The following is a 26,069-nucleotide window of genomic DNA, read 5'->3' as shown; positions in this document are numbered from 1 at the left end:
GACGTATCCGGCACATCGGGCATCATGCTTAGCCGCCTCTTCATAATGGGTGGGTGTTCGTCGGACGTGAGGCCGAGCTGGGGCGGCTGGCCGCCGCCTGGGGCCGCACGCCCGCCGCCGTGCTGGTCGTCGGAGAGGCGGGATCGGCAAGTCGCGGCTGGTGCGCGAGTTCACCGGTGGGCTCGACGCGATGGTGGCGGAGGGCGGGGCCGATCCGGGCGGGACGGCGTACGCGCCCTTCGTGCCGGTGCTGCGCCGCCTGGTCAGGGAGCACGGGGCGGACCTGGTGCCGGGCGGCGGCCGACGGGGCCTCGCGCACCTGCTGCCCGAGCTGGGCCCCGAAACGGGCCCCGAAACGGGCCCCGAAACGGGCCCCGAAACGGGCCCCGAAACGGGCGCTGAAACGGGCCCCGAGCTGGGGCGGGCGCGGCTCTTCGAGGAGGTGCTCCTCCTGGTCGAACGCGCCGCCGCCCGGCGCCCCCTCGCGCTCGTCCTTGAGGATCTGCACTGGGCCGACCAGGCCACCCGTGATCTGCTGATGTTCCTGCTGCGCAACGCGATGCGCCCTGGCGTGCTGTTCGTCGTCACGTCGCGGGAGCCGCTGCGGCTGCCGGGCGCCGAGGTGCTCAAGGTGCCGCCGCTGGGACGGGCGGAGGTGGCCCGCATGCTCGGCCACGCAGACGGCTCGCCCGGCCACGCCGACGGTCGTCGTGGAGCGTGGACCGGCCTCGGGCGGGCCGGCCTGCCGCTCCACGGGGCCGAGCGGGGCGGGGAGCTGGACCTGATCATGGCGCGCAGCGAGGGCAACCCGCTGTTCGTCGAGGCGCTGGCCGACGCGGGAGCCGGCGCCACCACCCCCGCCACGCTGCGCGAACTGCTGCTCGCCGGGGCGGAACGGCTCGGCCGGCAAAGCCTGGAGGTGCTGCGGATCGCCGCCGTGGCGGGCCGCAGCACGCCGCACGACGTCCTGCGGGCGGTGGCCGGGCTGGACGACGACCTGGCGCTGGACGAGGCGCTGCGACCGGTCGTACGGGCGCGGCTGCTGCTCGTGGACGGCGATGCGTACGTGTTCAGGCACGCGCTGATCCGCGACGCCGTCTACGACGACCTGCTGCCGGGAGAGCGGCGACGCCTGCACGCCCGCTGCGCGCGGGCCCAGCCCGAACGGGCCGCCGACCATTGGTACGCGGCGGGGGAGCGCCGCCTGGCCTTCGAGTCCGCCTGGCAGGCCCGCCGCTGGGACCGCGTGCTCGAACTCTGGGACGACGACGCCGGGGCGGCCGGCGGGGATCGCGCCTGGGTGCTGGAGATGGCCGCGCGTGACGCCCTGTGCGCGGGTGAGGCCGAGCGGGCCGAGGAACTGGCCACCCGGGCCCTCGACGAGGTGGCCGACCCGCTGCGGGCCGCGCACCTCCTGGAGCTCCGCGTGGCCATCCGCGACCTGCTCGGTGAGGAGGGCCTGGACGACCTGCGCGAGGCCGTACGCCTGGCGCCGAGACAGGCCAGGCTGATCGGCGCGCTCGCCACCACCCTGGCCTGGAACGGCCAGGACGCCGAGGCGCGCGCCCTCGCCGAGGAGGCGCGGGCGCTGGGCGACGCCAGGTCCCTGGTCACCCTGGCCGCCCTCACGGCCCTGGACGGCGACCTGGAGGCGGCGTCGGGTCTGTACGCCGAGGCCAGGAGGCGCGCGCCGGACGACGACACGCTGCTCGTCTCGTACGCCAGCCAGGCCGACGTCCTGGAGGCGGCCGGCGAGCACGCCAGGGCGGAGTCGGTCGCCCGCGAGGGCGTCGCCAGGGCGAGACGCCTGGGCCTGACCCGCTCCCGCGGCGCTCACCTGGCCGCCAACCTCGCTGAACCGCTCGCCTCCCTCGGCAGGTGGGAGGAGGCCCGCGAGGTCGTGCGATCGGCGCTGGCGCTCGACCCGCCGCCGATCCACCGCGCCTGGGTGCTCATGGTCCTGGGCACGGTGGCCGTGTGGGAGGGCTCCTTCGAGGAGGCGGAGGACGTCGTCCGCCTGGCCAGGCCGCTGATGCGCGGCCGGTCGCGCGGTTACGACTCCTGCCTGGAGCCCGACCTGCTGGAATGCCGTCTCGCCGTGGCCGGCGACGACCCCGGCCGCGCCGCGCGGGTGGTCGACCACGTGCTGAACGAGCACGACCTCACGCTGAGCCGCCGCTACGCCTGGCCGCTGCTGGCCCTGGCGGCCCGCATCGGACGCGTGCGCGAGGCCCCGGACGGCCTCGCGACGACGGGACGGGTGCAGCAGGCCTACCGGGCCACGTTCGAGGCCGAGTGCGGAGGATCCTGGGAGGCGGCGGTGGCCCGCTGGCGGTCGGTCGGCCAGCCGTACGCGCTGGCGCAGGCCCTGGTCGGAGCGGCCGAGCAGGACCCCGCGAACGCCCGCGAGCCGTTGCGTGAGGCGGCGGCCACGGCCGCGGGCCTGGGCGCGCGGGCGCTGCGGCGGCAGGTGGCGCAGACCGCCGCGACGCTGCGGGTCAGCCTCACCGCGGAACCCGTTCTCTCGCCCCGCGAGCTGGAGGTGCTCAAGCTGGTCGCCGAGGGGCTGAGCAACCGGCAGATCGCCGGGCGGCTGTTCATCTCGGCCAGGACCGCGGGCGTGCACGTCTCGAACATCCTCGCCAAACTGGGCGCCGCCTCCCGCGTGGAGGCCGCCACGACGGCCCGCCGCGACAGCCTGATCTGACACGGGCCCAGGGAGACGGCCACCCCGCGTTCAGCCTCCTGCGCGGGCGCGCAGGACGAGCAGCCCGCCGATCCCCGGGACGAACGCCCGCCCCCGGGCGGTGGGCCGGACCGTCCAGGTGGCCGCGATCACGGCGAGATAGGCGGTGCCGTGCAGCGGGCCGCAGAAGGTCGTGATCGCCTTGGCGTGCACGGTGAGGAGGTTGCCGAACAGGACGACGAGGGAGGCGGCCTCGACGGCGGCCGCGACTCGCAGCAGGCGCATGGCGGGTCAGTCTCCCGCGCCGGGCCGGACGATCATCAGGACCACGACGACCGCCCAGGCCAGGTTGTAGAAACCGGCCAGCATGGACAGCGTGCGCAGCCGCCGCTCGTCGCCGGGCTCGTCGAGCGCGGCGCGCTGGCGCGGGTGGATCTGGGTGGCCAGCAGGGCGCCCGCGACGGCGGTGAGGATCATGGAGATGATGATCCAGATCTCGCCCATCCGGCCCTGCACGCTCGCCAGGACGATCCCGGCGAAGGGAACCACGAGCCCGAAGGCGGCGTAGCCGCCGGTGATGCGGTGCAGCGCGACCGCCACACCCCGGTTGCGCTCGCCCGGATCCGCCGGATCGCCGGGCCCGGCGGCGGCGACCGGCGCGTAGCGGGGGAACAGGCTCGTCGCCACGGCCGAGCCGCCCACGAACACGATGCCGGCCAGGACGTGCACCGACAGCAGGACATGCTCCAACATTCCTCAGACCTCCAACCTTCAGGGTGGCTGAAGCTTAGCGCAGGCTTCAGTCGCCCTGAAGGTTGGGTGATCCGCTTTGACTATCAGCGATTGCGGTGAGGGGGAAGTGCGGGCCCGCGGAGGGGGTCAACTTTCACTTTTCGGAACGATAGTCTAACGTTCGGAACATGTCCGAGATGGCCGCCGAGTCGAAGCTCGTCGGATCCGACCGTGTGCTGGCGGTTCTGGCCGAGCTGGCCCGCCACCCCGACGGGATCGGCCTGGAGGAGATGGCCCGCGCGGTGGCCAGCCCCAAGCCGACGGTGCACCGTGCCCTGGCGTCGCTGCGCCGCGCCGGCTTCGCGGCCCAGCACGGCCACGGGCGGTACGTGCTCGGCGACGAGTTCCTGCGGATGGCGTTCGCCCACCACGAGGCCCGGCCCGACCATGTTCGGGTCACGCCGATCCTCCAGGCCCTGTGCGACCGCTACGGCGAGACCGTGCACTACGCGGTGCTGGACGGGGCCTCGGTCGTCTACCGGTCGAAGCTCGACCCGCCCGACGGCGCCGTTCGGCTGACCTCCGTCGTCGGCGGCCGGAACCCCGCACACTGTACCGCCGTCGGAAAGGTGCTGCTCGCCGACGCCCTGCGTACCGAGGACGCGGTCCGCCGGTGGGTGGGGGACCGGCGGCTGGAGCTGCCGACCAAGCGCTCGATCGGCACGGTGGAGCAGCTGCACGGCGAGCTCACGCGCATCCGCGAGCTGGGCTACGCCGTCGACGACCAGGAGAACGAGCCGGGCGTCAACTGCGTGGCGGTCCCGGCCTACCTGACCTCGCCCACCGTGCCCAGCGGCGCCGTCAGCGTCAGCGGCCTGGCCTACCGGACGCCGCTGAAGACGCTCGTCGACGACCTGCCCGCCATCCGCGGCATCGTCGCCGGGCGGGAGAGCCCATGAACCGCACCGCCGCCCGTACCTTCCCGATCCGAACACGGAGAACGCGTTGTACCTGATGCGCATCGGCGCGCCCGGCGCCGAGAAGCCCGTCGTCCGCCTGGACGACGGCCACTACGTCGACGTCAGCGACCTCACCCCCGACTTCGACGAGAAGTTCTTCGGCTCCGGGGGCATCGCCCTGCTCGCCGAGCCCGTCGCCGACCGCATCGCCCGCGGCCAGGTGCACCCGTTCGCGGGCGAACGCGTCGGCGCGCCGATCGCCCGCCCGCACCAGATCCTGTGCATCGGCCTCAACTACAGCGACCACGCCGCCGAGACCGGCCAGGCCGTCCCCGCCGAGCCGATCCTGTTCACCAAGTCGCCCAACACCCTCATCGGCCCCTACGACGAGGTGCGCATCCCGCGCGGCTCCACCAAGCCCGACTGGGAGGTCGAGCTCGGCATCGTCATCGGCAGGCGCACCTCCTACCTCGACTCGGTCGAGGAGGCCGAGGGCGCCATCGCCGGCTACTGCGTGGTCAACGACGTCAGCGAGCGCGCCTTCCAGATGGAACGCGGCGGCCAGTGGAGCAAGGGCAAGTCCGCCGAGACCTTCAACCCGGCCGGCCCCTGGCTGGTCACCGGCGACGAGATCCCCGACGTCACGAACCTGGGCATGTGGCTCGACGTCAACGGCGTGCGCCGCCAGACCGGCTCCACCAAGACGATGATCTTCAACCCGTACTTCATCGTGCACCACCTGAGCCAGTTCATGGTGCTGGAGCCGGGCGACCTGATCAACACCGGCACCCCGCCCGGCGTCGGCATGGGCTTCAAGCCGCCCATCTGGCTGCAGCCCGGCGACATCATCGAGCTGGGCATCGACCGCCTGGGCGCGCAGCGCCAGCACGTCCTGGGCCCGCGATAAAAGGATCGACATGAGCGTCACCCGTTCCGAGAAGCCGCGGCGGCCGGCCGCACCGGACCCCGCCGTCCTGGCGGCGGTGGAGGCCGCCGTGCCCGGGATCACCCGTACGCGGGCCACCGACCGGCTCGGCATGGCCCACGACGCCTCCCACTACCTGCTCACCCCGCAGGCGGTCCTGGTGCCGGAGAGCGCCGAGCAGGTGGCGGCGCTCATGCGGACCGGGCTGCCGCTGACGTTCCGCTCGGGCGGCACCAGCCTGAGCGGGCAGGGCGTGAGCGAGCACCTGCTGGTCGACACCCGGCGGCACTTCCGCGGCATCGAGGTGCTCGACGGCGGCGCCCGGGTCCGCGTGCAGCCGGGCGCCGTGCTGCGCCAGGTCAACGCCCGGCTGGCGGCCCACGGGCGCAAGCTCGGCCCCGACCCGGCCAGCGAGTCGGCGTGCACGATCGGCGGGGTCGTCGCCAACAACTCCAGCGGCATGACCTGCGGCACCCACGCCAACACGTACCAGACCCTGGACTCGCTGGTCCTCGTGCTGCCCAGCGGCACCGTCGTCGACACCGCCGCCCCCGACGCCGACGCGCGGCTGCGCGCCCTGGAGCCCGAGCTGGCGCGGGGCCTGGAGCGGCTGCGCGACCGGGTCCGCGGCAACCCCGAGTCGGTGCGCCGCGTCACCGCCCAGTTCTCCCTGAAGAACACCATGGGGTACGGGCTCAACAGCTTCCTCGACCACGACACGCCCGCGCAGATCCTCGCCCACCTCGCGGTAGGCAGCGAGGGGACCCTGGGCTTCGTCGCGCAGGCGGTCCTGCGCACGGTCCCGGCGCACCGCCTGGCCGCGACCGGGCTGCTCGTCTTCCCCACGCTGCGCCGGGCGATGGCGGCGATGCCGCAGATCGTCGCCGCCGGTCCCGCCGCCGTCGAACTGCTGGACGCCGAGTCCCTGCGGGTGGCCCAGCAGGACCCGCGGGCCGACGACGTCCTGCGCACGCTGACCGTGCGCGACCACGCCGCGCTCCTGGTGGAGTGGCAGGAGCCGGACCCCGAACAGCTCGCCGGGCACGAGCGCGCGGCCGAGCACCTGTTCGCCACGCTCGACCTGGCTGCCCCGGCGCGGCTGAGCAGGGACGCGGCCGGCCGGGCCGCGCTCTGGCACATCCGCAAGGGCCTGTACGCCACCGTCGCCGGCGCCCGCCCCAGCGGCACCACCGCGCTCCTGGAGGACGTCGCCGTCCCGGTGCCCGTCCTGGCCGACCTCTGCGACGACCTGGCCGCCCTGTTCGCCAAGCACCGCTACGAGCGCAGCGTCATCTTCGGCCACGCCAAGGACGGCAACCTGCACTTCATGCTCAACGAGCGCTTCGACACCGGCCTGGAGCGCTACGCCGACTTCACCGAGGACATGGTCGCCGCCGTCCTCGACCGGGGCGGCACGCTCAAGGCCGAGCACGGCACCGGCCGCGTCATGGCCCCCTTCGTCCGCCGCCAGTACGGCGACGAGCTGTTCGAGGTGATGCGCGAGGTCAAGCGGCTGTGCGACCCCGGCGACACGCTCAACCCCGGCGTCGTCCTCACCGACGACCCGCACGCGCACCTGCGCGACCTCAAGTCCGTCGTCACCGTCGAGCCCGAGGTCGACCGGTGCGTGGAGTGCGGCTACTGCGAGCCCGTCTGCCCCAGCCGCGACCTCACCACCACGCCGCGCCAGCGCATCGTGCTGCGCCGCGAGCTGGCCGCCGCCCAGGCGGCCGGCGACCACGAGCTCGCGAGACGGCTGGAGGAGGAGTACGGCTACGACGCCGTGGACACCTGCGCCGTGGACGGCATGTGCGCCACCGCCTGCCCCGTGCTGATCAACACGGGGGACCTGACGAAACGCCTGCGCGAGGAGCGCCACGGACGCCTGGCCCGCGCGGGCTGGAAGTCCGCCGCCAAGCACTGGAACGGCGTGACCCGCGCCCTGGACCTGGCCCTCGACGCCGCCGCCGCGGCGCCGGCCCCGCTCGCGGAGGGCGCCGCCAAGGCCGCCCGCGCCGTGGCGGGCCCGGACGCCGTCCCGCAATGGAGCCGCGACCTGCCGGGCGGCGGCAAGCCCCGCCGCCCGGCCCCGGTCGAGGACGCCGACGCCGTCTTCGTCCCGTCCTGCCTGAACACCCTGTTCGCCCCGGCCGAGGGCGGCCCCGGCGCGATGGCCGCGCTCCTGAGCCTGGCCGAACGGGCGGGCGTGCGGCTGCGCGTCCCCGACGGGATCGGGAGCCTGTGCTGCGGCACGCCCTGGTCGTCGAAGGGCCTCACCGACGGCTACGAGGTGATGGGCCGCCGGGTGCGCGACGCGCTGGCGGCGGCCACGGACGGCGGCCGGATCCCGGTCGTCAGCGACGCCGCCTCCTGCACCGAGGGCTTCGAACGCCTCACCGCCGCGGCCTCGCCCGCCGTCCGGGTGCTCGACGCGGTCGCCTTCACCGCCGAGCACCTCCTGCCGCGCCTGCCCGCCGCCCGCCGCCTGCCCTCGCTGGCCCTGCACCCGACCTGCTCCTCGACCCGGCTCGGCCTCGACGCCGCCATCACCCGCGTCGCCGAGACGGTCGCCGAACGGGTCGTCGTGCCGGACGGCTGGCAGTGCTGCGCCTTCGCCGGCGACCGCGGCCTGCTCCACCCCGAGCTGACGGCCTCCGCCACCCGCGCGGAGGCCGCCGCCGTCGCCCGGGAGGACTTCGCCGCCCACGCCTCGGTCAACCGCACCTGCGAGCTCGGCCTGACCCGCGCCACCGGCAGGCCGTACCACCACCTCCTGGAGCTCCTGGACCAGGTCACTACCGCGTGACGGCCGCGCCCGTGACCGAGGAGGCCCAGTACAGGGCCCGCGCCACCTGCGGGAACAGCCCCTTGGGGTGGTTGCGGAACATCGGCTCCGTGCCGAACAGCACCACGGCCGCGCCCCGCTCGTCCCTGCCGCTGACCACGGCCGGGTGACCCCTGGCGGCGTCCTGGCCGCCGGTGCCGTCGGCGTTGGGCCGCCAGTGGCCGGAGACCAGCGGGCCCTCGGCCGCGTACGACTGCTCGACCGTGACCTCCGGCCCGAGGCCGGTGAACCAGCGCGGCGAGTACACGAACGAGTGGTCCGGCGATCCGCCGCCCACCTGGCCGCCCACCTGGCCGCCCACCTGGCCGCCCGTGGACAGCACGCGTACCACGCCGTTGGCGTCGCCGCGGCCCGCGACGGCGGTCGCGGTGAGCAGCCCGGCGGCGGCGTTGAAGGCCGCTCCGGTGCCGCCGCGCGTGATCACGCCCCCGGTGGCCAGGAACGCGTCGAGCGCCGCCCTGGCCGCCGGGTTGAGCGCGGCGTAGCTCAGCCCGCTGGAGACGAACAGCACGTCGGTCCCGCTCCAGTCGTAGCCCGCGTTGAGGACCGCCGTGGAGACGGGGGTGACGGCGAAGCCCAGCTCGCGCAGCGTGAACAGCTCGTCCGCCGAGGTCGCGGCGGCGATCCTGACCGGCGAGAGCGGCGCGCCCGCCGCCGTGCCCGCCGCTGTGAAGGCGACGCCGTAGCGGTCGGCGACCGCGCGGGCGGCCGGCCTGGCCGACGCGGGCACGATGGCCGCGCCGTCCGCCCAGGTCACCGCCGTGCCCTGGGCCAGCAGGTCGTTCAGAGCGAGGACGTCCTTGGCGTCGGCCACCTTGAGCGCGAGCGCCCCGGCCGTACGCGGCACGGACCCGGTCGGCGCGGCGGCCTTGACCGGGTCGGCCTGCACGCGCAGGGACGAGACGCCGTCCACGCCGGCGCCCCAGAGCAGGCCGTGGCTCCAGCCGGAGATGTCGTACATGGCGTCCACCCTGGGCGAGATGTCCGCGCCCGCCTCCAGCATGACGTTGGCCAGCCCGCGCTTCGGCTGGCGCATGTCCACCACGTACGAACCGGCCGGATACGTCCTGCCGTCCGCCCGGAACGCGTGCCTGGCCCGCTCGACCCGCACGTCGTTCGCGATCAGGTGGTCCACCAGGCGCGCGGCCGCCGCCTCCGAGCGCCGGCCGGTGATGACGTACGCCCGGGGGAAGGTGGTGTTGTAGACGTCCTCCGGCCCGAACCCGGGCACGATGCCGAGCGGCACGGCCCTGGACGGCTCCCCGGCCGAGCCCCGCCGGAACACCTCGATCTGGTCGGCGATCAGCCGGTCGTGCCGGTCACGCACGAAGGCGTACGTGGCCCGGATGGCGGCGGCGGCCACGTCGGTGTTGATCGCGGAGCGGCGGCGCAGCTCCTCGACCGGCAGCTGGGTGTAGTCGGAGCCGTTGACCCGCAGCGGGATCTCGACGGTGTGCGCGGCCACCGCCCCGTGGAAGGGCGCGTACTGCGGGGTGAAGATCGGCGGCCAGTCGTCCCAGCCCTCGTCGGAGTCGCGGAACGGGATCTGCGCCGGGTACACGCCGTCCTTCTCGGGGGTGTACCCCAGCCCGTTCACCGCGCTCTCCATGCCGAGCCCGTTGGCGTAGGTGTTCTGGATGAACAGGTCGTACTCGTAGTTCGCGCCGTGCGGCGGCGTGGTCGGCTCGATGAGCGTGCCGTTGACGTAGCCGTGCAGGTCGATCATGGTGACCGGCTGGGCGTCGATCATGATCTGGCGCATCGCCCGCGCCTCGGGCTGGGAGACGGTGACGAAGTCGCGGTTCAGGTCGAAGCCGGCGCCGTTCTGGCGCGCGCCGTTGACGCGGCCGTCGGGGTTGGCGGTGATGTTGAAGTACAGGCGGGTACGCGCCAGCAGGGCGGCGATCCCGGGGTCCTTGCTGGTGGCCAGCTCCTCGATGACGCGCAGGGCGGCGTCGGTGCCCTCCCACTCGTTGCCGTGGATGTTGGCGTTGACGAAGACGGGCGCCTTGTACCTCTTGACCAGCTTCCGGTCGCGGGCGGCGGCGGCCGGGTCGTTCTCGATGCGCTCGCGGATGCGCTCCTGCTCGCGGGCCTCGGCGGCGCTCTCCGGCGCGGTGACGGTCACGAGGTAGAGGTCGCGGCCTCCGTACGAGCGGCCGATCACCTGGGCGCTGACCCGGTCGCCGCGCTGCTGGAGGTCGTTCAGCCGGGGTGCGATGCCGTGGTGGGGCACCAGGCCGAGCTTGATCGAGGCGTCGGCCGGGTTCGCGGGCGGCACCGGCAGCCGGGTCCGGCGCGGGTAGCCCCGGTCGTGCGACAGGGTGCCGGGCTGCTCGGTCTGGGCGGCCTTCAGCGCCTCGGCCTGTTGGGGGACGTCGGCGGCGACCTCGTTGCGTTCCGGGCCGTTGCCGAAGTCACGCACGGCCGGGGCAGGCGGCGCGACCGGGTCGGCCGACACCGCACGCGGGACGACCACCGGGATCACGAGGAGCGCGGCGAGCAGGGCAGGGGGCAGGCGCAAGGGAGTCCTCCAGAGGCTGCGGATCAGGGTTCCCGGAAGTCGGCGGCGATCCCCACCAGCGAGATCAGCCCGGAGGCGAACTCCAGCGCCTCCGCGTGCCCCTCCGCGAACGGCGGCTGGAAGCCCACACTCTGCCACCTCCGCGTGCCGGGGTCCCACAGATCGGCGCCCACCTCGAAGTCCCACCCGTAGACGCCGTGGTCGTACCAGAGCTCGTCGGCGGAGTTGCCGGCTGCGGAGTAGAGCACGTCCGTCACGGGCCCGGTCTGCTGGGGCCAGATCACGGTGCCGCGCTCGGCGGCGATGGCCTGCTCGATCGTGCGGGCCGAGCGCATGAAGTACGCCTCCTGCCGGGCCGTGGGCCTGGGCAGGGTGACGCGGCCGTCGAGCTTGTACGCGCCCGGCGGCCACATGAAGTAGCCGCCGTAGCTGTGCACGTTCATCGCGAACCTGATGTTGCGGTGCTTCTGCGCCAGCCAGATGACGTTGCGGCTCTCGGGCTCGGAGTGCTCGGCGGGGCCCGCGTACGTTCCGCTCTGGCAACCGGCCGAGGCGCCGAAGTACCCGTCGGACAGCGAGCCGACGGCGTAGTTGCGGTTGACGTCCACGCCCCAGGTGTTGCGCAGCGCGGGGTCGGACTGCTGCGGCGGGCAGTGGTTGGTCATGTTCTTCCGCTGGCTGTTGAAGTCGTAGAAGCTGTAGTTGGCGCCGTCCGGGTTGACGGTCGGCACGATGAAGACGTCGGTGCGCTCCAGCAGCCTGCGGGTGGCCTTGTCGCGGGCGTGGTTGCGCAGCAGCCGCTCGGCCGCCTCGACCACGACGAGGGGCGCCACCCACTCGCGGGCGTGCTCCTGGGCGTAGGCCAGCACGCCGGTGCGGCTGCCGTCGCGGTGCGCGCCGACACGCAGGGCCAGCACCCGCGCGGGCGCGCGGGAGACGCTCGCGGGCGCGTTGAGGAAGTCGCTGAGCTGGGTGAGCGGCGCGGGCGCCATGACGCCGTCGCCCGCGTTGGTGCGGTACGTCGTGGCCTTGACGCCGGTGCCGGCGGTGGCGTTGAGTGCGGCGGCGACCTGGGCGGCGGTGCTGGTCAGGGTGCCGGAGCCGTCGGTGGCCAGGCCGACCGTGATGAGCTTGCCGTTCACGGTGACCTGCAGCGGGCGGCCGGGCGCGCCGGGGTTCATCAGCTCGACGGCCAGGTCGTTGCCGCCCTCGGAGCCGTACGCGTCGGAGGTGATCACGACGGCTGCGGCGGGCGGCGTGCCGATCAGGGCCTGGGCGTGCCGCCGGTAGCCGTTGGTGGGGTAGGGCAGCGTGATCAGCTCGGTGAGCTTGGGGTAGCGCTGGTGCAGCGCCTTGATGCGCTCGTTGAGCTGCGCGGGCGGCATGTACTGGGTGACGAAGTCCTTCTGGTAGCCGGGACCTGCGCGGTCCGGCCGCTCGCCGTCGGGCCACTCCCTGACCTTGGCCTCGGCCGTGCCGCCGCCGGCGGAGGTCACGGTGACCCACTGCGGGCGGCTCTCGGCGGGCACCGGAGTGCTGAACTGGTGGCCCAGGTACGCGCCCGCGTCCACGTACGCGACCATCGGCGCCTGCCCGGTCGCGCCGCCCCTGCCCTTCCACGTCACGGTGAGCGTGGCCGCCTCGCCCGCGCCGCTGGAGGCCTCCACCGACAGGAAGTACCCGTCGCGGGACTTCATCCAGACGGCCCGCTCGATGACGATCCGGTCCTGGGCGGGCGTGGCCCTGGTCTTCGCCTGGGGCGGCGTGCCCGGCGCCAGGGTCGCGCCGAGCGCGGCGTAGGCGGCCAGCTGGCTGGGCGTGGCCACCGCGTCCACCTGGACGCTGCCGTCCGCCTGCGGGCGCACCCGCTCGGTGAGGTCGGCGCCCGAGGCCACCAGCCGCTCCATCGCGGCGCGGTCGGGCACGGAGAGCGTGACCAGCGAGGCCGGCTCCGGGTCGGCCGGCCCGGCGACCGCCGGGACGGACGGCTCCGCGGCGACGAACGTCGTGAGAACGATCAGCAGAACGACTGCGGACGCCCGTAAACCACGCATCGGCCCCTCCTGGATCATCCGTATGGGGCACATTCAAAGCGGAGTTGCCCCAACCGGCAAGACCCAGCCGGCTCCGCGCCCGGCGCGGGGCCGATTCTCGGGCCGGCTCCCAGGACGGTTCTCAGGCCGGTTCTCAGGACGCCGTGACGTGCGGGACCGCCTGGTAGAGCGCCCAGTCGGCGCTGATCGCACCGGCCGTCGTCAGCAGCAGCGGCAGGTATTCCCCGGTCAGCTTCTCCATGGAGGTCTCGGCGGCGTGGGCGTTGACGTTCACGGCCGCGATGACGTTGCCGAGCCCGTCCCTGAGCGGCGCCGCCACCGACCGGATCCCCAGCGCGAGCTGCTCGTCCGTGGCCGCCCATCCCTTGGCGCGGACCGCGCGCAGCGCCGCCTCGCGCTCCTTGGCGTCGGGACGCCAGCGCGGCTCGATGCCCGAGCGGCTCGGCTCGGCCAGCACCCGCTCCACCTCGGCCGGCGGCAGCGCGGCCAGCAGCACCTTGCCCAGGGAGGTCTGGAGCGCGGGGAAGCGGGTGCCGATCTGCACCTGGAGCGCCACGATCTTCGGCACCGCGACCCGGGCGACGTAGACGATGTCGGAGCCGTCGAGCTGGGCGATCGAGGACGACTCGTTCGTCTGGGTGACCAGCCGCTCCAGGTGCGGCCTGGCCACCTCCCACAGCCCCATCGAGCGGACGTAGGTGACGCCCAGCTCCAGCACCCGCGGCGTGAGCGCGAACCCGCCCCCCTCGGCTCTGGCGTAGCCCAGCTCCTGGAGGGTGAGCAGGATGCGGCGGGCCGTCGGCCGGGCCAGGCCGGCGGCGGTCGCCACCTCCGTCAGGGACATGACCGGGCGCCCCGGCTGGAATGCCCTGATGACATCGAGGCCGCGGGCCAGCGCCTCGATGAAGTCAGGTCCGGTGTCACCACGTGCCATGTACGCCCTCGCCTCGCTCGGAATCCGTCCGATCCGACTTTAGACGGTCGCCCGTCCGCACAGCGGCCGATATCAGAGGCGGTGCGTGGCATCGCTCCGGTAGTCGGTGTACGTGTACGGGTTGTCGAGGACCTTCGCCGAGGGGATGTCCGGGTTCATGCCCTTCTCCCAGGCCTCCTCGCCCATGGTCGAGCGCAGGTGCTCGACCGTGCGTTCGACCTGCGCGCGGGCGGCGGCGAGGTCGACGCCGAGCAGGCGGTGCTCGTGCTTGACCACGCGGCCGTCGACGATCACGGTGTGCACGTCGCCGCGCTGCGCCTGGAACGCGACGTGGCCGAACGGGTTGAGGATCGGGAACGACACCGGCGAGTGCTCGTTCTTGATGAGCACGAGGTCGGCCTTCTTGCCGGGCTCGATGACGCCCAGGTCGTCGCGGCCCAGCGCCTGGGCGCCGCCGCGGGTCGCCCACTCCACGACCTGGTCGGCGCGCAGGCCGCAGTGCGTGACCGTGTCGCCCTTGGCGTGCGCCTCCATGTGCTCGCGCGAGCGGTCGGCGCCGAGCGTGGTCCGCATGGCGGAGAACAGGTCGCCGCTCCACCACACGCTGGTGTCCATGGACAGCGACACCGGGATGTCGTGGGCGCGGATGGCCCAGGTGGGCGGGTAGCCCTGGCCGGCGCTCTGCTCGCTCTCCGTGGAGACCGAGATCGAGCCGCCGGTGGCCGCGATGCGATGGTAGGAGTCGGCCGACAGCGACGCGGCGTGCACGTAGATCGTCTCCGGCGTCATGAAGCCGTGCTCGTACATCAGGCGGATGCCGTCGTCGCTGGTGGCGCCCCACACGCCGGCGTGCGTGGTGACGGCGGCGCCGAGCTCGCGGGCGACCTCGAACGCGGGCTTCTCCGGGAAGGAGGGGTCGCCGAGCACGTCGAAGGCGATCTGGAAGCCGAGCCGGTCGCCGCCGGTGACGCGCCTGCGCACGAAGTCCCTGAACTCGGGCGCGGCCGTCCACTCGGCGGGCGGCTGCTGGATGTTGCCGTAGGCGAGCACGTACCGTCCGGGCACGGACTCCAGCGCGTCGGCGGCGGCGTCGGCGTGGTCGGGGGTCCGCAGGCCGTGCGACCAGTCCACGACGGTGGTGACGCCGGCGTCCAGCGCCTCGATCGCGGCCAGGGTGTTGCCCGCGTTGACGTCCTCGGGCCTGAACAGCTTGCCGTGCTCCAGGTAGAACCAGACGAAGTACTGGGTGAGGGTCCAGTCGGCGCCGTATCCGCGCAGCGCGGTCTGCCACATGTGCCGGTGGGTGTCGATCATGCCCGGCATGACGAGGCCGCCGGACGCGTCGATCTCGACCGCGTTCTCGGGTGCCTCCAGGCCGGGGCCGACGGCGGCGATCGTGTCCCCGATGACGAGGACGTCCGTGCGGGGCAGCGCCCGCCTGCTCCCGCCGGGCGACATGGGCAGCACGGTGCCGCCGCGCAGCACCACGGGCCGTCCGGCCTCGAACTCGTTCATGGCACGCTCCTTGCGAACGATTGTCCGCTATACGGTCACAGTCACTGTGATGAGCGGACGGGCGCATGTCAAGACGGTTGACGCGGGCTCGCGTCGGTGATGGGATCGGCTTCAACGGACATTTGTCCGTTGGACGGACGTGGGAAGGGGAGTTCCATCGTGCCTGAGGGGCCGCTGTCCGGCCTGCTGGTGGCCGACTTCTCCAGGGTCCTGGCGGGGCCGTACGCGACGATGCTCCTGGCCGACCTGGGGGCCGACGTCGTCAAGGTCGAGTCGCCCGGCGGGGACGACACCCGGTCGTGGACGCCGCCCGCGCGGGGCGAGGCGTCCACGTACTACCTCGGGGTCAACCGGGGGAAGCGGTCGATCGCCCTCGACCTGCGCGACCCGGCCGACGCGGAGGCGGCCAGGGAGCTGGCCCGGCGCGCGGACGTGCTGGTGGAGAACTTCCGGCCCGGCGGGCTCACCAAGTACGGGCTGGACTTCCCGGCCGTCCGGGCCCTGAACCCCGGCGTCGTGTACGCCTCCATCAGCGGGTTCGGAGCCGGGGCGGGCGCGCGGGTGCCGGGGTATGACCTGATGGTGCAGGCGATGTCGGGGCTGATGAGCCTGACCGGCGATCCCGGCGGGCCGCCGTACCGGGCCGGGATCTCGGTGTTCGACGTGATGGCGGGCAACCACGCCGTCATCGGCATCCTCGCCGCGCTGCGGCACCGGGAGGCCACCGGGCAGGGGCAGCACGTCGAGGTCAACCTGCTGTCGTCGGCGCTGACGGGGCTGGTCAACCAGAGCTCGGCGTACGTGGCCGGGGGCGTGGTGCCGTTCCGGATGGGGAACGCGCATCCGAGCGTGTTCCCGTACGAGCCGCTGCCGACGGCCGACCACGAGCTGATCGTCGCCGCCGCCAACGACGGGCAGTTCCGCAAGCTGTGCGAGGTGCTGGGCATCCCCGAGGTGGCCGACGACCCGCGCTTCGCCCGCAACGCCGACCGGACCGCGCGGCGGGAGGAGCTGAAGCCGATCCTCGTGGAGCGGCTCGTGACCCGGCGGGCGGAGGAGTGGTTCGACCTGCTGGTGGAGGCGGGGGTGCCGAGCGGGCCGATCAACACGATCGACGGCGGGTTCGCGGTGGCGGAGCGGTTCGGGCTGGAGCCGGTGGTCGTGGTGGGGGAGGGGGAGCGGGCGGTGCCGACGACGCGGCATCCGATCCGGTTCTCGCAGACGCCCGCCGGGTATCGGCTGCCGCCGCCGGAGCTCGACGAACACGGCACGGAACTCCGCAAATGGCTCACCGAGCCACCCACCGACTCTTCCGGTTCCGCGCCTGAGAGCGCCCCCGCCGACCCTTCCGAGGAGGGGCGGTCGTGAGCGGCGGGGACGCGGTCGGCAGGGGCGGGGACGCGCAGGAGGGAGCCGGTGTGGGCGGTGGTCGTGCCGGGGAGCCGAAGGAGTATCCGACCGCGCTGGGCGCGTCCTCGCTGAAGACGATCACCCTCCTCGGGCACGACCTCGCCGCCGACGTCATGGGCGAGGTGGGCTTCGGGGAGCTGGCGTTCTGGCTGGCCACGCAGCGGCGCCCGGCACGCGGTGAGGTGCGGGTGTTCGAGGCCGTGCTGGCCGCACTGGCCGACCACGGGTTCACGCCCACCGCGATCGTGACGCGGCTGACGTACCTGTCGGCTCCCGACTCCGTACAGGGGGCGCTGGCCGCCGGGCTGCTCGGCGGCGGCTCCCGCTTCCTGGGCGTCACCGAGGACTGCGGCCGGTTCCTCGCCGACGTGCTGCGGACGCGCGACCCCCTCCCGGCCGACGACGCCGGCTGGGACGCGCTGGCGCTGGAGACCGTACGGGCCCGGCGCGAGACGGGCGGGCGCATCCCCGGCCTCGGCCACCACGTGCACAAGGACGGCGACCCGCGTACGGCGCGGCTGTTCGAGATCGCGGCCGAGGAGGGCCTGTTCGGGCCGCACCTGTCGCTCTTCGCCGCAGTCGGCCGCGTACACCCTCAGGTCCTGGACCGGACGCTGCCGCTCAACGGGGCGGGCGCGTGCGGCGCGGCGCTGGCCGACCTGGGGCTGCCGCTGGAGCTGCTGCGCGGCTTCGCGCTGCTGGCCAGGACGGCCGGGCTGATCGGGCAGCTCGCCGAGGAGCTGCGCCGTCCCGTGGCCAACGACATCTTCCTGTCGGTGGACCTCAACAACCGTTCCATTCCGCCCGAGCCGTATGCCGCCAACGGAGGTACGCATGGCTGAACTCGTCGCGGTCATCGCATCCACCCACCACCCCTTCTACTACCGCGCCAGCACCTCGACCGGCGAGGACCGCCCGCCGTTCGCCGACGAGTGGGTGCGCAAGGTGGAGGCGTTCAGGGAGACCCTCACGAGGGCGCGGCCCGACGTGCTGGTGATGGTCGGCTCCGACCACTTCCACCAGCTGTGGCTGGACAACATGCCGCAGTTCCTGGTCGGCAAGGCGCCCTTCTACGACGCGAACTTCTACAACGAGGAACGCGAGTTCGGGTTGCCGCGCATGCTGCTGAAGGGGCAGGAGGACCTGTCGGCGTACATCCTGCGCGAGGGCCTGGACGCCGGCTTCGACCTGGCCTTCAGCAACGAGCTGCGCATCGACCACTCGATCACCTGCCCGATCATCACCCTCCGCCCCGAGGCCGACCTGCCGATCGTGCCCGTCTACACCAACATCTTCGCCCCGCCGCTGCCGCGTCCCCAGCGGTTCGTGCAGCTCGGGCGGACGATCAGGCAGCTCGTGGAATCCTGGCCGTCGAACCTGCGGGTGGCGGTCATCGGCACCGGGCACCTGTCGCTGGAGCTCGGCGGACCGCGCCAGTTCGGGCCGCACGGGCCCGACCCGGAGTTCGACCGCAAGGCCGTCGAGTGGATCTCCACCGGGGACATCGAGGGCTGCCTGTCGGAGGTCACCCTGGACAGCCTCCACCTGCCGGGGAACGCCACCCACGGGTTCATGGACTTCATGCTGATGATGGGGGTGGCGGGGGAGGGCCGCAAAGCCGACTACGTGGACACGTACGACCTGTTCCACACGATGGAGGCGTACTTCACCTGGTATCCGAGCGGAGGTTCTTCGTGAGCAGGTATTTGCTGAACAAGTTCCTCTTCACCGTCGACCGCGACCCCGAGCTGGTCGAGCGCTACCGCGAGGAGCCGCGCGCCACCGTCGAGTGGTGGGAGTCCGAGTACGCCAACCGCATCCTCGGCTGCCACACCGGCGAGTCGTCCACCTGGCTGCGCCTCGACGACAACGAACGCGAGGCGCTGGCCGCGCACGACTACCCGAAGCTGTTCGAGATGGGGGCGCACCCGTTCCTCACGCTGACCCTGTTCATCGCGATGTTCGAACGCGATCACCCGCCGCTGGGCTTCCAGATGGAGTACGCGCGACGGCTGGCGCACTTCCGGCTCCCGTACCCGGACATCGCGACCTGATGACCACCACCGACCCGAACGACCACGACCGGACGCACGCCACAGAGGCCGACACCGAGGCGGGCGACCACGACCGGACGGGTGCTACGGAGGTCGGCGACGAGACGGGTGGCGGCGACCGGAGGCGTGTCGCGGAGACCGGAGACGAGGCACGCGGCCGCATGCGCGCGGCCCGGATCGAGACGTGCGGTCGGCCGCCGGTGGTGGGTGACGTCCCCGTGCCGGTGGCCGGGCCGGGGGAGAGCCTGGTGCGCGTGCGCGCCGCCCCGATCACGCCGCTGGACCTGCTGTGCGCGGGCGGCGCCTCCTACTTCGGCGCACCCGCCGTCCCCTACGTGCCCGGCGTCCAGGGCGTCGGGACCGTGGGCGAGAGGGCCGTGTGGTTCCCGACCTCGGCCGGAATGGCGGCGGGCGACGGGAGCATGGCCGGGCTGGCCGTGGCAAGATCCGACGAGCTGGTGGAGCTGCCCGCCGGCGCCGACCCGTACGCCGTCGCCGCGCTCGGCCTGTCGGCCGTGGCCGCCCACATGGCGCTGACCTGGCGCGGCGAGCTCGCGGCGGGGGAGCAGGTGGTGGTGCTGGGAGGCGGGGGCGTGGTGGGCCAGGCGGCCGTCCAGCTCGCCCGCCTGGCCGGTGCGCGCCGGGTCGTCGCGGGCGCCCGTTCGCCCGAGGCCCGGGAACGGGCGATGCGGGCGGGCGCGGACGCGGTGGTGGCGCTCGACACGCAGGACGTGGCCGACCTCGCCGCCCGCCTCTCGGCCGCCTGCGACGGGCCGGTGGACCTGGTGCTCGACCCGCTCTTCGGCGCCCCGGCCGCCGCGGCGGCCCGCACCCTCCGGCCGGGCGGCAGGCTCGTCAACCTCGGCAGCTCGGCCGCCGAGACGTGCCCCCTCGACTCGTCCACGTTGCGCAGCCGGTCGCTGCGGGTGCTCGGCTACACCAACAACGAGCTGACCCGCGAGCAACGCGCCCAGGCCATGATGCTGATCGCGGAACACGCGGCGCTGGGACGGCTGTCGGTCGCGCACGAGGTGGTGCCACTGGAGGAAACGGGATCGGCCTGGCAGCGCCAGGCGGCAGGCACGGCCGGCGGCCGGATCGTCCTCCGCATCACCTGAGGCCCGGCACCCCCGGCCGTCGATGTTCGCCGTCTCCGCGCCGGTTGAGGCGTCGTGCCACCGCTGAGCGCTTGTCGGCTTCGACCATGGAGCCGAGAGGGGCGGGCCTCACCGGGGCGCGCGGGCCGAGGACAGGAATCGCTCGTAGATGGGGACGTAGGCGGTGGCGAGGTCGGGTTCGGGCGGCCGGCGTTCGCGGGGGAGCACGGGGACGTCGTCCAGCGACCCGCCCGCCTGCCCGGCGATGAGCGCCGCACCCGCGCACACCGCGTCATCGGAACGCACCACCTCGACCGGGACGGGAGAGAGCGCGGCCTTGACCCGCATCCACAGCGGGATCCTGACCTGCCCGCCCAGGACCACGAGCCGCTCGGGAGCGGTGCCGGTCACGGCGGCGAGCTCGTCGAGCATCCAGCGGGCATGCAGGCAGGTGCCCTCGATGGCCGCCGCCAGCAGGTCGCCCGGCGTGTGCTCGGGCCCGAGCCCCGACACCGTCACGCGCCGGGCGGGGTCGGGCGCGGGGGCGACCCGGCCCCGCAGGTACGGCTCCACCACGATCCCCGTCGGCAACCGCACCCCACCCAGCAGTCCAGGCAACGCCGCATACCCACCCTCACCCGTGCTCGTGCCCTGGCCTGCGCCCGTGCCTGTGCCTGTGTCTGCGCCCGTGCTCTCGCCCTGGCTCGTTGGGGACAGCAGGCCGAGCAGCCAGTCGAGCATGGCGCCGCTGGTGGGGAGGCCGCCGACCACCACCTTGCGGCTTCCGTCCAGCGACGGATCGGTCGTGATGCCGAGCGCCAGCCCCGTACGCGGCTCCGGGCGGGAGCCCGACAACACCATCACCGCCTCGGCCGTGCCGAGGGAGTCGGCCACGTCGCCGGGTCGCCGCACCCCCGCCGCCCACGACCCCACCGCGTGGTCGTGGCCCGCGATCACCACGGGGACGCCGGCCGCCACCCCGCTCACCTGCGCCGTCAGCGGCCCCACCGGCTCTACGGCCCCGGCCGGAGCAGGCAGTTGCCCGGTACGCAGCCCCGCCCGCGCGAGCAGCTCCGCGTCGTAACCCCCGGCCCCCAGGTCGAAGGCCAGGGTGCGCGCGGCCAGCGTCTCGTGTGTCCGCAGCCGCCCCGTGAGCGCGTACGCCACGGCGTCCGGCATGTGCGCCCACCACCGCATCGACTCCAGCACCCCGGGCGAGTGGGCGCGCAGCCAGAGCCACTTGGCCAGCGGCGCCTTGGGGTCGGCGCGACGGCCGGTCAGCGCGTAGAGCGCCTCGGCGTCCCGGCCCAGCTCGGCGGCCTCCCGCGCGGCCCTGGGGTCGTTCCACCACAGCAGCGGGGTGAGCGGCCGCCCCGAGCGGTCGAGGGGTACGCCGGTCTCGGCCATGCCCGCGATCCCGATCGCATCCGGCCCCCGCCCGGCTCGCGCGGCGCACTCACCGAGCGCCGCCGTCACCGCGCCGACGAGGGCGGGCAGCTCGCGCGGCGTCGGCTGCCGCACGGCCGCGACGCAGCCGCCGCGCTCGTCGAAGAAGCCCACCTTGACATGCGTGGTCCCCACGTCGACCCCGGCCAGCAACAACCTCATGCCGCCACTATGGTGCAACTCTGGCCGGTAGGTTGAACGACCACTACCCTGTGCGGTGATGAGTGTTGAAGGGCTGCATCCTGCCGACCCGAAGCACGTCGGGCGATATGTGTTGACGGGACGGCTGGGAGCCGGCGGCCAAGGCATCGTCTATCTGGCCAGCGCGCCAGACGGCGCCCAGGTGGCGTTGAAGGTCATCAACGCCGAGGTCGGCTCTGATGCGCGCCGTCTGTTCGAGCGCGAGTTCGCCGTTCTGCGGCGCGTCTCCAGCTTCTGCACCGCGCAGGTCCTCGACGCCGATGTGACGGCCGACCCGCCCTACATCGTCAGCGAGTACGTCGCCGGTCAATCTCTCCACGCCTTCGTCGCCGAACACGGGCCCCTCGCGGGAGGCGAGCTCGACCGGCTCGCGGTGGCGACGGCCACGGCTCTCATCGCGATCCACCGGGCGGGCATCGTCCATCGCGACTTCAAACCGCAGAACGTCCTGCTGGGGCGCGACGGGCCGCGCGTCATCGACTTCGGCATCGCCCGCGTTCTCCAGGACGGTGCCGCCCTGGCCAGCGCCCACGTGGGCACCCCCCGATACATGGCTCCCGAGCAGATCAGGGGCGAGGAGTTCGGCCCCGCCGCCGACGTCTTCGCCTGGGGCGCCACCATCGTCTACGCCGCCACCGGCCGTTCCCCGTTCGAGGCCGACACGCTTCCGGCCGTCCTGTACCGCGTGCTCCACGAGCCGCCCGACCTCGGCTTCCTTCCAGGTCATCTCCGCTCCCTGGTAGGGCGCTGCCTTTCCAAGGACCCCGCCGACCGCCCCACGGCTTCCGAGCTCCCGCTGTCCATCATGGATCTCGGCGTCCAGGCCGAGCCGGGTCGTACCGAACGATTACCGACGCGAACGAAGCCGCCACGGGTGTGGCGCCGGGCGATGCTGGCGTCGGGCGCGATCGTCACGGCGATCGCGCTGACGGTGGGCGCGGTCTGGCTGGGGAGAGGAAAGGAGCCGCCGACGGTCACGCAGACCGTCACGACCGACGAGCCTCCCGGGTATGCCCAGGCGGCGGCGGGTGCGGCACGGACGGCGTTCGAGGCGTGGTACAGCCTCGACTACACCGACTACGACGGCGGAGCGCGGCGTACCCTGGCACTGCTGTCCGGGGTGGCGGCGCAGGACTACCAGCACCTGGCCGGCAATTCCAAGAACGCGGTGGTGGCCGCGAAGGCGAAGCAGACGGCACGGGCGACCGCCGCGGGCATCGTCTGGGCCTCGCCGCAGCGGGTCTCGGTCATCGTCACCGGGCTGAGCGCCATCACCCGGAACGGAACTCCCGCGCAGTCGGAGGATCCCCTGCTGTTCGCCGAGATGGTGCCCTCGGGCGCAGGCTGGAAGATGGACTACGCGCGGACCACGCCGTCCAGCTCCGCGGCTCCCGCCGACGCAGCCTGGCCGTCCGCGGACGTCCGCGGGATGATCGCCGACGCGGCCCGCTGCCAGACCGAAGCCTTCATCAACGGGCCCCGCCTGGAAGAGCGTCCGGACTTCTTCGAGCGCTGCACCACGGGACGGGCCGAGCAGTGGTGGCGAGAGTTGGCCGCGATCCCCGACGCTCAGGTTCCCGACTGGTGGACCTGGCAGTACCGGGAGATCGGCACGGCCTTCGAACGGTTCGACGGGCCCGGCGTCGCGACCCTGATCCACCTCGGAGACTCGGCCAAAGCCCCCGACCACAAGGTCGTCGCCTATCGCCTGCACCTGCGCCGGGTCGACGGGCGATGGAAGCTGGAGGACGTCACGTCACCGAAGGACAACCGGTCCATGTTCGAGCGGCGTACGAAATGAGCCCTTTAGCCCAGCTTCGTCAAGGTGATCCGGAAGGGATCGGACGATACCGGGTGCTCGGACGGCTCGGCGCGGGCGGCCAGGGCGTCGTCTTTCTCGCCGTGGGCGACGACGGACGGCGGGTCGCCGTGAAAACGCTGCCCCGGATCTCCGACGAGGCCGCGCGGCACCGCATGGCCGCCGAGCTCGACCTGCTTCGCAGGGTCTCCGGGTTCTGTACGGCCCAGGTGCTCGACGCCGATCTGACCGCCGACCTGCCGCACATCGTCACCGAGTACGTCCCCGGCCCGTCGCTGGCCGAGCTCGTCGGGCACGAGGGCCCATGTCGCGGTGAGGCGCTGGAGCGGCTGGCCGTCGCCACCGCCACCGCGTTGACCGCGATCCACCGCGCGGGCGTCGCCCACCTCGACCTGACCCCCCGCAATGTGATCATCGGCCCGGACGGGCCCCGCGTCGTCGACTTCGGCCTTGCCCGCGCCGTCCGCGGCCCCACCGCGGATGCCCTCGTCGCCGGCACTCCCGCGTTCATCGCGCCCGAGCAACTGGCCGGACATCCGCCGACCACCGCCGCCGACGTCTTCTCCTGGGCCGCGACACTCGCCTACGCCGCGACAGGCCGTCCTCCTTTCGGCGACGACGCGGTGCCGACCGTCGTCTACCGCGTTCTCCAACAGGAACCCGACCTGGGCACGCCCACCGAGCTGGGCGGCTTCCTGCGCACGATCCTCCAGACCTGCCTGGCCAAGGACCCGGTGCTCCGCCCGTCCGCCCAGGACCTCCTCTATCACCTCGTCGACCGCGCCCCGATGAAGCCCGCCGGGGTGCCGGCGCGGGCGCGTGGCCGGCGGCGGTGGGTGATCGCCGCGGTGGTGGCGGCCGTCGTGCTCGCGGGTGGGGGCGGCGCGGCGATCTGGAAAGGGCGGGCCGGCGGCGCAGGCGGGCAGGCGAGCGCGGAGGCAGGGGGTGTGCTGCCGCCGCCGCTCTATGCCCAGGAGGCCGAGAAAGCGGCACGCGGCGCCTTCGGCATCATCAACAGCTTCGGGTACAAGACCCTTGACCAGGACCTTCGGGCTGTGGACGACGCGACCACAGGACGCGCGGGCGTGGAGTACACCGGCCGGCTCCAGGACCAGGCGCGGCGGATCCGCGACGAGAAGATCGTGCAGAAGGCGGTGGCGTCCGAGAGCGGGATCGTCGCCGCACGGAGTGATCGGGTCGTCGTGCTGGTCTGGGGCCAGACGGTCACGACCAGGGATGAAACCAGCGGCTACCAGCGCGGCGGCGTGGTCATGGAGATGCGCGGCGTCGGGACCATGTGGAAGCTGGAGCACGTCTGGCCGCCGAGTCCACAGCCGGACTCGGCCGAGATGACCACCGGGGAGTGGCCGTCCGGCCGGGCGACGGCGCTGCTGTCGGCCGCATCGGGCGACGGCGCGCGCGCCGTCGCGCTGGAGGCGGTCACCTCCGCGGGCGCACGGGTGTTCCGCCTCGGCACGGACGGGACCGTGAGCAGGCTCAACCTGGTCCCCGACGGCAGCTCCTTCCGGGTCGAGAGCAGCCGGGAACTCGGGACGTCCTGAGCCGCTATGACGTCAACCAGGTGGTGAAGGCGACGGCGGCCTCTCGCAGATCGTCGTCGCGGCGCTCCTCGCTCAACTGATCGACGGTGAGCCGGAACTGCGGGGCGACGACCACGAACACCTGGTTGTACAGGGATCGGGCGCCGAGGGCGATCTCGGTGCCGCCGGACTGCGCCTTCACGCCGAGCGCGGTCAGCTCGGGGACCTCGACCTCGGGGAAGTCCTTGTACTTGGGCGGCGCCGACGGAAGGCCGATCGTCACCGCGGCGGTGGGCACCTTCTTCCCCCACGAGCAGGTCAGCTTGTCGGCCTCGTCAAACCGCTTGCCGAACTTCTTGCCCTTGATCAACGCCCCCATGGCCGCGACCAGCCGGGGGTCGTCGCAGTCCTTCGGCAGAGCGAACGCCCGTGCCGGTGTGGCCGGCGCGGCCGGCGCGGCCGTGGTGGCCGATGCGGTCGGCGCGGTCGTCGTGGCGGACCCCGCTGGTGAGCCGGTCGTCGTGGCGGACGCCGCAGGTGAGCCGGTCGCGGCAGGGCCGCCGGCACCGCACCCCGTGAGCAGGCCGCCGAGGAGCGTCATCCCTAACGAGACCCTGGCAATCATGGACATGGGCCAAGTATCCAAGAACGCCAGGCGTCCCGCCCGGAAAGCCGTCCACCGGGGCAGAATCGGTCCATGGACGCCGCACTGCGCAAGATCATCGCTGAGCTGAACGAGGCCGCCGCCCGGCACGACGCCGGTCAGCAGGACCGGCTGGACCGGTGGCGGGTGCTCGAACCCGACGCCGGGGAGTTCCTCTGGTTCCTGGCCCAGAGCGCCGGAGCCCGCATCATCGTGGAGATCGGCACCTCTCGCGGCGTGTCCACCCTGTGGCTGGCCGACGCCGCCCGGGCGGTCGGCGGTCACGTCCTCAGCCTCGACACCGACGCCGACGCCCAGGGGCACGCCCGGCGCACCGTCGCCGACGCCGGACTGGCCCATCACGTCGAGTTCCGGGTCGAGGACGGCGGCGCCGCGCTGGCCCGCATGCCGGACGGCTCCGTCGATCTCCTCTTCCTCGACGCCGAACGGGTCGAATACCCCTCCTGGTGGCCGCACCCGTACCGGGTGCTGAGCCAGGGCGGGCTGCTCGTGGCCGACAACGCCCTGTCCCACCCCGAGGAGATCGCCCCGCTGCGCGAACTGCTCCTTCGGGAGCCGGGCCTGACCTGCACGACGATCAACGTGGGCAAGGGCGAACTGGTCGCCCTGCGGCGCTGAAGACGTGGACCGCCGGGCTTCTGCTATGATCTTGGCACTGCTCAA

Annotated in this window: 20 protein-coding genes; 12 read left to right on the top strand and 8 right to left on the bottom strand. The window is 73.4% G+C overall.

The window, feature by feature from the left end:
- The first annotated feature begins 97 nt into the window (after positions 1-97).
- Complete coding sequence (locus ACIBQ1_RS57070; protein WP_397291596.1) at positions 98-2,707, top strand: ATP-binding protein; 2,610 nt, start codon at positions 98-100, stop codon at positions 2,705-2,707.
- A gap of 30 nt (positions 2,708-2,737) precedes the next feature.
- On the opposite strand, the gene ACIBQ1_RS57065 is transcribed toward ACIBQ1_RS57070, so the two are convergent.
- Together ACIBQ1_RS57065 and ACIBQ1_RS57060 are read right to left on the bottom strand one after the other, a co-directional pair.
- Complete coding sequence (locus tag ACIBQ1_RS57065; RefSeq protein WP_397291559.1) at positions 2,738-2,971, bottom strand: hypothetical protein; 234 nt, start codon at positions 2,969-2,971, stop codon at positions 2,738-2,740.
- Positions 2,972-2,977: 6 nt separating this feature from the next.
- Complete coding sequence (locus tag ACIBQ1_RS57060; protein ID WP_397291594.1) at positions 2,978-3,436, bottom strand: hypothetical protein; 459 nt, start codon at positions 3,434-3,436, stop codon at positions 2,978-2,980.
- A gap of 170 nt (positions 3,437-3,606) precedes the next feature.
- Between ACIBQ1_RS57060 and ACIBQ1_RS57055 the strand changes: the two genes are divergently transcribed.
- From ACIBQ1_RS57055 to ACIBQ1_RS57045, 3 genes are read left to right on the top strand one after another with little or no spacing between them, the layout of a single operon-like run.
- A complete protein-coding gene (locus ACIBQ1_RS57055; protein ID WP_397291557.1) occupies positions 3,607-4,377 on the top strand; it encodes an IclR family transcriptional regulator in 771 nt (256 codons plus the stop codon).
- 55 nt (positions 4,378-4,432) lie between these two features.
- Positions 4,433-5,284, top strand: coding sequence for a fumarylacetoacetate hydrolase family protein (locus ACIBQ1_RS57050; RefSeq protein ID WP_397291593.1), 852 nt, complete (start codon positions 4,433-4,435; stop codon positions 5,282-5,284).
- A 10-nt stretch (positions 5,285-5,294) separates the two neighbouring features.
- The gene (locus tag ACIBQ1_RS57045) at positions 5,295-8,108 is read left to right on the top strand and encodes an FAD-binding and (Fe-S)-binding domain-containing protein (RefSeq protein WP_397291555.1); all 2,814 of its coding nucleotides are present in this window, start codon (positions 5,295-5,297) and stop codon (positions 8,106-8,108) included.
- Here the strand turns inward: ACIBQ1_RS57045 and ACIBQ1_RS57040 are convergent.
- From ACIBQ1_RS57040 to ACIBQ1_RS57025, 4 genes are all read right to left on the bottom strand, one after another.
- Positions 8,098-10,671 carry a M14 family zinc carboxypeptidase gene (locus ACIBQ1_RS57040; protein WP_397291553.1) on the bottom strand — a complete coding sequence of 858 codons (2,574 nt, stop codon included), beginning with the start codon at positions 10,669-10,671 and terminating at the stop codon, positions 8,098-8,100. The genes ACIBQ1_RS57045 and ACIBQ1_RS57040 overlap by 11 nt on opposite strands.
- A gap of 23 nt (positions 10,672-10,694) precedes the next feature.
- The gene (locus ACIBQ1_RS57035) at positions 10,695-12,725 is read right to left on the bottom strand and encodes a M14 family metallopeptidase (protein ID WP_397291551.1); all 2,031 of its coding nucleotides are present in this window, start codon (positions 12,723-12,725) and stop codon (positions 10,695-10,697) included.
- Between the two features lie 133 nt (positions 12,726-12,858).
- The gene (locus tag ACIBQ1_RS57030) at positions 12,859-13,659 is read right to left on the bottom strand and encodes an IclR family transcriptional regulator C-terminal domain-containing protein (RefSeq protein ID WP_397291549.1); all 801 of its coding nucleotides are present in this window, start codon (positions 13,657-13,659) and stop codon (positions 12,859-12,861) included.
- A gap of 72 nt (positions 13,660-13,731) precedes the next feature.
- Entirely contained in the window at positions 13,732-15,174 is a 1,443-nt protein-coding gene (locus tag ACIBQ1_RS57025) for an amidohydrolase family protein (protein WP_397291547.1), read from the bottom strand.
- Between the two features lie 159 nt (positions 15,175-15,333).
- On the opposite strand from ACIBQ1_RS57025, the gene ACIBQ1_RS57020 reads away from it, so the two are divergent.
- The 5 genes from ACIBQ1_RS57020 to ACIBQ1_RS57000 are packed head-to-tail and all read left to right on the top strand — an operon-like array spanning position 15,334 to position 19,756.
- Positions 15,334-16,542: a CaiB/BaiF CoA transferase family protein gene (locus ACIBQ1_RS57020; protein ID WP_397291545.1), complete on the top strand. Its 1,209-nt coding sequence runs from the start codon at positions 15,334-15,336 to the stop codon at positions 16,540-16,542.
- Positions 16,539-17,426, top strand: coding sequence for a citryl-CoA lyase (locus ACIBQ1_RS57015; protein WP_397291543.1), 888 nt, complete (start codon positions 16,539-16,541; stop codon positions 17,424-17,426). Before ACIBQ1_RS57020 ends, ACIBQ1_RS57015 begins: the two co-directional genes overlap by 4 nt.
- Positions 17,419-18,282 (top strand): extradiol ring-cleavage dioxygenase, encoded by an 864-nt coding sequence (locus ACIBQ1_RS57010; RefSeq protein WP_397291541.1) that lies wholly within the window; start codon positions 17,419-17,421, stop codon positions 18,280-18,282. The genes ACIBQ1_RS57015 and ACIBQ1_RS57010 overlap by 8 nt, the downstream gene beginning before the upstream one ends.
- Positions 18,279-18,638, top strand: coding sequence for a hypothetical protein (locus ACIBQ1_RS57005; RefSeq protein WP_397291539.1), 360 nt, complete (start codon positions 18,279-18,281; stop codon positions 18,636-18,638). Before ACIBQ1_RS57010 ends, ACIBQ1_RS57005 begins: the two co-directional genes overlap by 4 nt.
- Positions 18,638-19,756 carry a zinc-binding alcohol dehydrogenase family protein gene (locus ACIBQ1_RS57000; RefSeq protein WP_397291537.1) on the top strand — a complete coding sequence of 373 codons (1,119 nt, stop codon included), beginning with the start codon at positions 18,638-18,640 and terminating at the stop codon, positions 19,754-19,756. Before ACIBQ1_RS57005 ends, ACIBQ1_RS57000 begins: the two co-directional genes overlap by 1 nt.
- Positions 19,757-19,864: 108 nt before the next feature.
- On the opposite strand, the gene ACIBQ1_RS56995 is transcribed toward ACIBQ1_RS57000, so the two are convergent.
- Entirely contained in the window at positions 19,865-21,343 is a 1,479-nt protein-coding gene (locus tag ACIBQ1_RS56995) for an L-fuculokinase (RefSeq protein WP_397291535.1), read from the bottom strand.
- 58 nt (positions 21,344-21,401) lie between these two features.
- Between ACIBQ1_RS56995 and ACIBQ1_RS56990 the strand changes: the two genes are divergently transcribed.
- The gene (locus ACIBQ1_RS56990; RefSeq protein WP_397291533.1) at positions 21,402-23,183 is read left to right on the top strand and encodes a serine/threonine-protein kinase; all 1,782 of its coding nucleotides are present in this window, start codon (positions 21,402-21,404) and stop codon (positions 23,181-23,183) included.
- Between the two features lie 53 nt (positions 23,184-23,236).
- A complete protein-coding gene (locus ACIBQ1_RS56985; protein ID WP_397291531.1) occupies positions 23,237-24,763 on the top strand; it encodes a serine/threonine-protein kinase in 1,527 nt (508 codons plus the stop codon).
- Positions 24,764-24,767: 4 nt separating this feature from the next.
- Here the strand turns inward: ACIBQ1_RS56985 and ACIBQ1_RS56980 are convergent, their stop codons facing one another.
- Positions 24,768-25,373, bottom strand: a complete 606-nt coding sequence (locus tag ACIBQ1_RS56980; RefSeq protein ID WP_397291529.1) for a hypothetical protein — start codon at positions 25,371-25,373, stop codon at positions 24,768-24,770.
- Positions 25,374-25,439: 66 nt separating this feature from the next.
- Here ACIBQ1_RS56980 and ACIBQ1_RS56975 point away from each other — a divergent pair, with 66 nt between their 5' ends.
- Positions 25,440-26,024: an O-methyltransferase gene (locus ACIBQ1_RS56975; protein WP_397291527.1), complete on the top strand. Its 585-nt coding sequence runs from the start codon at positions 25,440-25,442 to the stop codon at positions 26,022-26,024.
- The last annotated feature ends 45 nt before the right edge of the window (positions 26,025-26,069 follow it).

Origin of the sequence: Nonomuraea sp. NPDC050153 (genome assembly GCF_044460125.1) — a bacterium.
GTDB lineage: Bacteria > Actinomycetota > Actinomycetes > Streptosporangiales > Streptosporangiaceae > Nonomuraea.
Note: the sequence above shows the minus strand (reverse complement) of the source record. Positions and strands in the feature narration are given on the sequence as shown.